The organism is Streptomyces sp. NPDC002690 (assembly GCF_053592415.1).
The window spans coordinates 1-7,995 of the sequence record NZ_JBSFVR010000342.1 but is presented as its reverse complement, the minus strand read 5'-3'; the positions used below and the strand labels follow the sequence as shown (position 1 = coordinate 7,995).

Genomic DNA, 7,995 nt, shown 5'->3' with positions numbered 1-7,995 from the left:
TGTCGTCGTAGAGGGAGAGCCGTCGCCCGTCCGGGCCGACGAGGTTCACCGCGCGCTTGGTGCCCAGCGGCTGGGGGACCGTGGTGAGAGGGAGGGACCGGTCGCGGTGGAAGGCCCGTACCAGGTCTCCTTCGTGGTCGTCGCCGATCAGGTCGATGTGGTGGGTGCGCAGGCCGAGGGCGGCGAGCCCGAGGGTGACGAAGTCGCCGGTCTGCCCGGCGCGCGCGGTGATGCCGGGGCGGATCATGTGGCTGTCGGCATACGGGAGCGGCAGCTCGGGGACGTACACGATGGTGTCGACACCCGCTCCTCCCAGGACCAGGACGTCGTTCTCCGTGCTCATGGGGCGCTCTCCCGGGGTCGCGGCTCGTAGCGGGACGGGAGCGAGTCAAGCAGCCGCCCACGAGGCCCGCAATAACTTGCGGAAAAGTGCTGAAATATTTTTCATCGACGGTCGGGCAGCCGTACCGCGCGGGCCGCCGCAGCTCCGCGCAGCCCTCGCGGCGACCCCGGTCACAGGGCCCGGAAGGCGAGGACATAGCGTGTAGGGGGGTGTAGTAAGTCAAGCCTTACCTTGACGGCACCCTGCCCGCGTTCGCCCGCCCCGAGGAACGAAGGAACTACAGCCCCATGACACGCCCCGTCCGCGTCGCCATTGTCGGAGCCGGTCCCGCCGGAATCTATGCGGCCGACGCGCTGCTGAAATCCGAAGCCGCCAAGGACCCGGGTGTCTCGATCGACCTGTTCGAGCGCATGCCCGCACCCTTCGGTCTGATCCGCTACGGCGTAGCCCCCGACCACCCCCGGATCAAGGGCATCGTGACCGCGCTGCACCAGGTCCTGGACAAGCCGCAGATCCGCCTCTTCGGCAACGTCGACTACCCGAACGACATCGGTCTGGACGAGCTCCGCTCCTTCTACGACGCGGTGATCTTCTCCACGGGCGCCGAGGCCGACCGCGCCCTGGACATCCCCGGGATAGAACTGGACGGTTCCTACGGGGCCGCCGACTTCGTCTCCTGGTACGACGGTCACCCCGAGGTGCCGCGCACCTGGCCGCTGACCGCCGAGAAGGTCGCCGTGCTCGGCGTGGGCAACGTGGCCCTGGACGTGGCGCGTGTGCTCGCCAAGACCGCGGACGAGCTGCTTCCGACGGAGATCCCGGCCAACGTCTACGAGGGCCTCAAGGCCAACAAGGCGCTGGAGGTGCACGTCTTCGGGCGCCGCGGTCCCGCCCAGGCGAAGTTCAGCCCGATGGAGCTGCGCGAGCTGGACCACTCGCCGAACATCGAGGTCATCGTCAACCCCGAGGACATCGACTACGACGAGGGCTCGATCGAGACCCGCCGGGGCAACAAGCAGGCCAACATGGTCGCCCAGACGCTGGAGAACTGGGCCATCCGCGATGTCGGCGACCGCCCGCACAAGCTGTTCCTGCACTTCTTCGAGTCGCCCGTCGAGGTGCTCGGCGAGGACGGCTCGGTCGTCGCTCTGCGTACCGAGCGCACCGAGCTGGACGGTACCGGCAACGTGCGCGGCACCGGCGCGTTCACCGACTGGGACGTGCAGAGCGTGTACCGCGCGGTCGGCTACTACTCCGACGAACTGCCGAAGCTCCCCTGGGACCCGGCCTCGGGCACGGTCCCGCACGAGGCGGGGCGTGTGATCGCCGGTTCGGAGCACATGACCTCGGTGTACGTGACCGGCTGGATCAAGCGTGGTCCGATCGGTCTCATCGGCCACACCAAGGGTGACGCCAACGAGACGGTCGAGTGCCTGCTCCAAGACCGTGCCGAGGGCCGCCTGCCCGCCCCGGCGCAGCCCGAACCCGACGCCGTGGTGGCCCACCTGGAGGGCCGCGGGGTCCGCTACACCACGTGGGAGGGCTGGCACCGCCTGGACGCGCACGAGAAGGCGCTCGGCGCCGAGCAGGGCCGCGAGCGGATCAAGGTGGTGGAGCGTTCGGCGATGCTGGACGCCTCCGGAGCCTGATCCCCGCACGGCATACGCGTCCCCGGTCTCCCTTCGCGGAAGGCCGGGGACGCGGTCGTCCGCCCCACCGGAGGACGCCTCGGCGCGGATCGGGCGCGGATCGAGCGCGGATCGACGTTCCCCGGGGCGGGACAGGCCCGTCCCCGGTACGCTTTCCACCCGTTCGACCGATGTCATTCCTCCGGCCGGCAGAAGGACGTACTCATGGACGACACGAGCGGCACCTCGGCTGCGGCGGTGTTCGACGCGCTGGGCGCCCAGTACGAGCGGGCCTTCGCCGGTTCTCCGGCGCACCGGGATGCCCTGCGGGAGCTGACCGGGGCTCTCGGGCCGCACAGCCGGGTACTGGACGTGGGCAGCGGGACGGGCCGGCCGACGGCCGAGGCCCTGGTGGCCGCGGGGCACGAGGTGCACGGGGTCGACGTCTCGCCGGTCATGGTGGAACTGGCGGCCCGGCAGGTCCCCGGGGCGTCCTTCGTACGGGCCGACGTCCGCGAACTCGTCCTGGCCGAGGAGTCCTTCGACGCCGTGTGCGTCCACTTCTCGCTCCTCCAGATGACGCGGGCCGAACAGGCGGCACTGCTGGCCCGGCTGGCCCTGGTCCTGCGTCCCGGCGGGCTGCTGTCCGTGGCGACGGTGCCGCTGGACGTGGAGGGCGTGGACGGTCTCTTCATGGGCCGTCCGGTGCGGGTGACCAGCTTCGACGCACCCGCGTTCACCGCGCTGGTGACGGACGCCGGCTTCACCGTCCTGTCCGAACGCGGTGTGCTGTTCACCCCGGATCATCCGGAAGCCACGCCGGAGCCGCACCTCTTCCTGCACTGCCGTCGCGCCTGACGCCCGCGGGCCGCCGTCGTGCGGTGCCCGGCGTGCGGGTGCGCGGCCCCGAGGTGACCATGGACTCCATGGAATCGACGGGTGAGACGAGCAGCGGAGCGAGCGGCCACCGGCGGCCCGACGGGACGACGGCGGGGACACCGCCGCCGAACCAGGCGCTGGCGCTCGCGGCGATGCTGTTCGCCGTGTCGATGACCTTCATCGACCAGACCATCGTGGCCATCGCCGCGCCCGACATCATCCGTGAACTCGGCCTCACCTCCTCGCAGATGCAGTGGGTGGTCAACGCCTATCTGCTGACGCTGGCCGCGTTCTTCGCGCTCGGCGGCCGGCTCTCCGACCTCTACGGCCATCGCCGGGTCATGCTCTGCGGAACGCTGATCTTCGTCATTGCCTCCGCCCTGTGCGGGGCGGTGCCCTCCGGCGACTTCGCACAGGCCTGGCTGATCGGGTTCCGCGCGGTGCAGGGCATCGGAGCGGCGTTCATGTTCCCGGCCGCGCTCGCCGTCGTGATCGCTGTGTTCCCGGTGGAACGCCGGGGGCGGGCCCTCGCTCTCTTCTTCGGGATCTCCGGCGCCCTCACCGCGGTCGGGCCGCTGCTGGGCGGCTGGCTGACCGGGTGGACATGGCGAGCCATCTTCTGGGTCAACGTGCCCGTCGCGGTGATCGCGATCGTGCTCACCCTGCTGGCCCGCATCCCGGACCGCTCCCGCCGTGAACCGCTGGACGTGCCGGGCGCCGTACTGATGGCCGCCGGCATGGGGCTGACCGTGCTGGGGCTCCAGCAGTCGGCCACCTGGGGCTGGGACTCGGCCGCGACCTGGGCGTGCATCGCGGCCGGACTGGTGGTCCTGGTCTTCTTCTGCCGCTTCGAACTCCGCGCCGCGCACCCGCTCGTCAAGCTCCAGGTCTTCCGCGACCGGGCGTTCAGCGTGGACATGGCCGTGCTCTTCTTCGCCATGCTCGCCTTCGTGCCCGTGTTCTTCTTCGCATCGGTCTACGCCCAGGTGTCGCTGAGCGCGTCCCCGAACCAGGCCGCGCTCTACCTCCTGTACTTCTTCATCGGGTTCGCGCTCGCCTCGCAATGGGGCGGTCGCATCCTCGACAAGCGGGGAGCCCGCCCGGCGATCAGGCTCGGCACCGCGGTCGGCGCCGTCGGCTTCGCGTTGTGGGCCGCCAACCTGACGAAGCTCTCGATGCACGACCAGTGGCTCTACGCGGCCATCGCAGGCGCGGGAATCGGCCTCCTGCTCGCCCCTGCCTCCACCGACGCGGTGAACCGCGCCATCGGAGCCTCGTACGGCGAAGTCACCGGTGTCACGCAGACCATCCGCAACTTCGCGGCGAGCATCGGACTCGCGGTCTTCGGCACCGTACTGACGCATGTGACGGTGAACCGGGTCACCGGGACCCTGCGGGACGCGGGGGTACCGAGCGACACGGCCCACGACGCGGCGCAGAGCATCGCGGAGTCCGTTACCGGGAACGCGGACGCGCGGCAGCCCACCGGGGACGGCAGGGCCGCCGAGATCGCGCGGGACTCGATGCACGCGATCCGGGTGGACTTCGCGGAGGCAAACCAGTGGGTCTTCTACGGAATGGCCGGGGCGCTCGTGATCGCGTACGTCTGCTCCCGCTGGCACCCGGGAACCCGGGTGACGGCGGGCGGGACGGATATGACCTCCCCTTCCGCGGACCCGCCGCCCGACACGTCGTCCGGGCCGTCCTCCGCCTGACAGAAACCCTGACCGGTAGACCGTCATGTCCGGCTGGCGAGAAAGGCGATGTACGGAACGCCGAGCTCCTGCGATCATCACCGGATGACCGATGACCCGCGCATACATCCGTCCAAGGTCGCCGACGACCGGGCTTCCCTGACCCAGTTTCTCGACCACCAGCGTGCGACCCTGGCCATGAAGTGCCACGGCCTGACCGTCGAACAGCTGAGGCTGAGAGCGGTACCGACGTCGGGCCTGACGCTCCTGGGCCTCGTACGCCATGCGGCCGAGGTCGAGCGGAGCTGGTTCGGGGCAGTGGTGAGCGGCGCGGATCTCAAGCCTCTCTGGCCAAAGGTGGAAGGGGAATTCGCGGAGTTCCTCGTGGAAGACGCGGACGGGGAAGAGGCGTTCGCGTTCTGGAACGAGGCGTGCGAAGCCTCCCGCACCGCCGCGGACGCCGTCGCGTCCCTCGACGACACCGTGGACTTCCGCGGTGAGGCCATCTCGCTCCGCTACGTCCTCACCCACATGATCGAGGAGTACGCGCGGCACAACGGCCACGCCGACCTGCTGCGCGAGGCCATCGACGGTGAGACCGGCGAGTAGGCCGGGTCTCGACGCCACGACGGGGCCCTGGGACTCTCGGACCGTACCGCCCCTGGCCCCGGCTTCCGGCCCGTGACCGGCGGAACCCCGGCTCACGATGCGGATGGGTCTTGCGGCGGCGGAGGGCGGGCGGCTTGGCTGGCCTGATGCAGCACACGCTTGCCCTTCCTCCGCGGCTCTCCGCACTCGACCACCAATACCGGGGCGAACACCCCGTCCGCACCCTCGGCTACCTGCTGCGCCCCGACCGGGCCCGGCTGGTGCTCGCCGTGCTGGCGTTCATCGTGAAGCACAGCCCGATCTGGCTGCTCCCCCTGATCACCGCCAACATCATCGACATCGTCGTCCGGCACAGTCCCGAAAGGGAGTTGTGGCTCAACGCGGGTGCGCTGCTGTTCGTCCTCGTACTCAACTACCCCATGCATCTGCTGTACGTCCGCTGCCTCAACGGCAGTGTGCGGCGGATGGGCACGTCCCTGCGGCAGGCGCTCTGCCGGCGCATGCAGCAGCTCTCCATCGGCTACCACGCGCGGACCAGCGCCGGCGTCCTGCAGGCCAAGGTGGTCCGGGACGTCGAACTGGTCGAGCACATGGTCCAGCAGAGCGCCGACATGGGGCTCGCGGGTATCGTCACCCTGATCGGCGGCCTGGCCGTGATAGCCGTCCGGGTACCGGCCTTCCTGCCGGTGTTCCTCGTGGTCGTGCCCGCCGCCGCGTTCCTCGTCATGAGGCTGCGCACCCGACTGCGCACCCACAACGAGTCGTTCCGCCAGGAGGTCGAGCAACTCTCGGCCCGTGTCAGCGAGATGACGAGCCTGATCCCCATCACCCGGGCACACGGGCTGGAGAAGGCGGCACTCGGCAGGGTGGACGGTCCGCTGAGCCAGGTGCTGACGGCGGGTCTGCGGCTGGACGTGCTCAACGGCCGGTTCGGTGCGATGGCCTGGATTTTGCTCAACTCGCTCGGCGTCGGCTGCCTCGCCGGTTCCGCGCTGGTCGCCTACCACGGCTGGCTGGCGATCACCGCGGGCGACGTCGTGATGCTGAGCGCCTTCTTCACCACACTCACCGGCTCCGTGTCCACGCTGCTGAGCCTGGCGCCGGTGATCAGCCAGGGGCTGGAGTCGGTCCGCTCGGCGGGCGAGGTGCTCCAGGCGCCGGACCTGGAGGTCAACGCGGGCAAGGAACGAGTGGAGCGCGTCGAAGGGCGCATCGACTTCGAGAACACCGGATTCTCCTACGAGGGGGCCTCCGGCGACGCGGTGCGGGACTTCACGCTCTCCGCCCGGCCGGGCGAGACCGTCGCGCTGGTCGGTGCTTCGGGGGCGGGCAAGTCGACCGTCCTGAACCTCCTGATCGGGTTCATCCGGCCGACGTCCGGGCGGATTCTGCTCGACGGCCGGGACATGGCGACGCTGGACCTGCGGACGTACCGGCGGTTCCTCTCCGTGGTCCCGCAGGAGTCCATCCTCTTCGAAGGCACGGTGGAGGAGAACGTCACCTACGGTCTCGGCGACACCGACGAGCACACGGTCCGCCAGGCGCTGCGCGACGCGAACGCCCTGGAGTTCGTCCAGTCCCTCCCCGACGGCGTCCACACCGTGGTCGGCGAACGCGGGGCCCGGCTGTCGGGTGGCCAGAAACAGCGTCTGGCCATCGCCCGCGCGCTGATCCGGGACCCGAAGGTACTGATCCTCGACGAGGCGACCTCCGCGCTGGACACCCGTTCCGAGGCGCTGGTGCAGGAGGCGCTGGCCCGGCTGGTGCGGGGCCGGACGGTCTTCGTGGTGGCCCACCGGCTGTCCACGATCAGGGCCGCCGACCGGATCGTGGCGATGGAGGGCGGCCGGGTGGCGGAGAGCGGCACGCACGAGGAGCTGATGCGCCTCGGCGGCGTGTACGCGGGCCTGCACCCGTCCCGGGTGGCGTAGGACGTACGCCCGCAGCGGCCGGGGGAGGCCGCTGCGGGCTCCGGTTCAGCCGCGCGGGGCGCGCCGGGTACGGGTGCGGTTCTCCAGCAGGTCGCGCCGGATCTGCGCGGCGGTGTGCCGGGCGTGGTCGGTGGTCGCCCGCCGCTCGGATACGGACGGCACGAACCGGTACGTGGGCTGTCGGCAGCGTCCGCAGGGCAGGTCGGTGGTGGTGAGGTAGCCGTCCTCGCAGTCGGGATCGGGGCAGCGGCCCCGCGTCAGCAGGGCTTCCGCGATCTCCAGCGGCGTGTAGCGGCGGCGGCCGTCCTCGTCCGTCTCGTGCAGGGCGTGCGCCCAGCGGAGGTTCCAGCGGCGCTCGATCCGCTCCCGGAGCAGGAAGGCCGTCCGCCGTCCGAGCTCCTGACGGATCAGGTCGTGGATCTCGGCGGGGAGCCGCCGGCCGAATCCCTGGATGAGGGGCTGCGGCAGGGCGTTGACCACGTAGCCGAAGGGGTCCTTGCCGGCGTGGCGGTGCCATGCCTCGCAGCCGCAGGAGCCGTCCGGCCGTTTCGCGGAGAGGCAGCGTCCGCAGAATCCGCGGCACTCGGCGCACAGCCCCTGGTCGAGGCCGTCCAGGTGGGGAGCCGGAGCCCGTCCGCACTCGCGGCAGCAGGAGCTGCAGGGTCCGCAGAGCCGCTCCCCCGCCACGTTCGTGGACCAGGTCCGCGTCTGGCACCGGCAGCACAGGGCACTGTTGCAGTACTCGTGGTGCGCGGCACCGGAGTGACGGCCTGAGGGCGGGAAGGACATGGCAAAGCTCTCCAGGGGTGCGACGGGGAGCGGCAAATGCGCTCCTGGTCGCCCAGGGCTCGTACTCGGTCGCCGAGGTCCAGGCGATGGCGCGGCAGATGATCCCCGCCGACCAGTTCCAG

General features: G+C 70.7%; 6 protein-coding genes and 2 pseudogenes. 6 read left to right on the top strand and 2 right to left on the bottom strand.

Translation table 11 applies throughout. The features are described 5' to 3' along the window. Positions 1–343: pseudogene (locus ACWD3D_RS29770) on the bottom strand (adenosine kinase); the annotation flags it as partial. A 287-nt stretch (positions 344–630) separates the two neighbouring features. Here ACWD3D_RS29770 and ACWD3D_RS29765 point away from each other — a divergent pair. The 5 genes from ACWD3D_RS29765 to ACWD3D_RS29745 all read left to right on the top strand — a co-directional run bounded on the left by ACWD3D_RS29765 (position 631) and on the right by ACWD3D_RS29745 (position 7,084). Next, a complete protein-coding gene (locus ACWD3D_RS29765; RefSeq protein ID WP_451463863.1) occupies positions 631–1,992 on the top strand; it encodes an FAD-dependent oxidoreductase in 1,362 nt (453 codons plus the stop codon). A gap of 204 nt (positions 1,993–2,196) precedes the next feature. Next, on the top strand, positions 2,197–2,829 hold the full coding sequence (locus tag ACWD3D_RS29760) for a class I SAM-dependent methyltransferase (RefSeq protein ID WP_451463862.1): 633 nt from the start codon (positions 2,197–2,199) through the stop codon (positions 2,827–2,829). A 68-nt stretch (positions 2,830–2,897) separates the two neighbouring features. Continuing rightward, complete coding sequence (locus tag ACWD3D_RS29755) at positions 2,898–4,565, top strand: MFS transporter (protein ID WP_451463861.1); 1,668 nt, start codon at positions 2,898–2,900, stop codon at positions 4,563–4,565. A gap of 84 nt (positions 4,566–4,649) precedes the next feature. Further along, on the top strand, positions 4,650–5,153 hold the full coding sequence (locus tag ACWD3D_RS29750) for a DinB family protein (RefSeq protein WP_451463860.1): 504 nt from the start codon (positions 4,650–4,652) through the stop codon (positions 5,151–5,153). Positions 5,154–5,299: 146 nt separating this feature from the next. Beyond that, positions 5,300–7,084, top strand: a complete 1,785-nt coding sequence (locus tag ACWD3D_RS29745; protein WP_451463859.1) for an ABC transporter ATP-binding protein — start codon at positions 5,300–5,302, stop codon at positions 7,082–7,084. Between the two features lie 45 nt (positions 7,085–7,129). Here the strand turns inward: ACWD3D_RS29745 and ACWD3D_RS29740 are convergent, their stop codons facing one another. After that, the gene (locus tag ACWD3D_RS29740; protein ID WP_451463858.1) at positions 7,130–7,873 is read right to left on the bottom strand and encodes a hypothetical protein; all 744 of its coding nucleotides are present in this window, start codon (positions 7,871–7,873) and stop codon (positions 7,130–7,132) included. 50 nt (positions 7,874–7,923) lie between these two features. Between ACWD3D_RS29740 and ACWD3D_RS29735 the strand changes: the two are divergent. Further along, positions 7,924–7,995, top strand: a pseudogene (locus tag ACWD3D_RS29735) (lytic transglycosylase domain-containing protein); the annotation flags it as partial.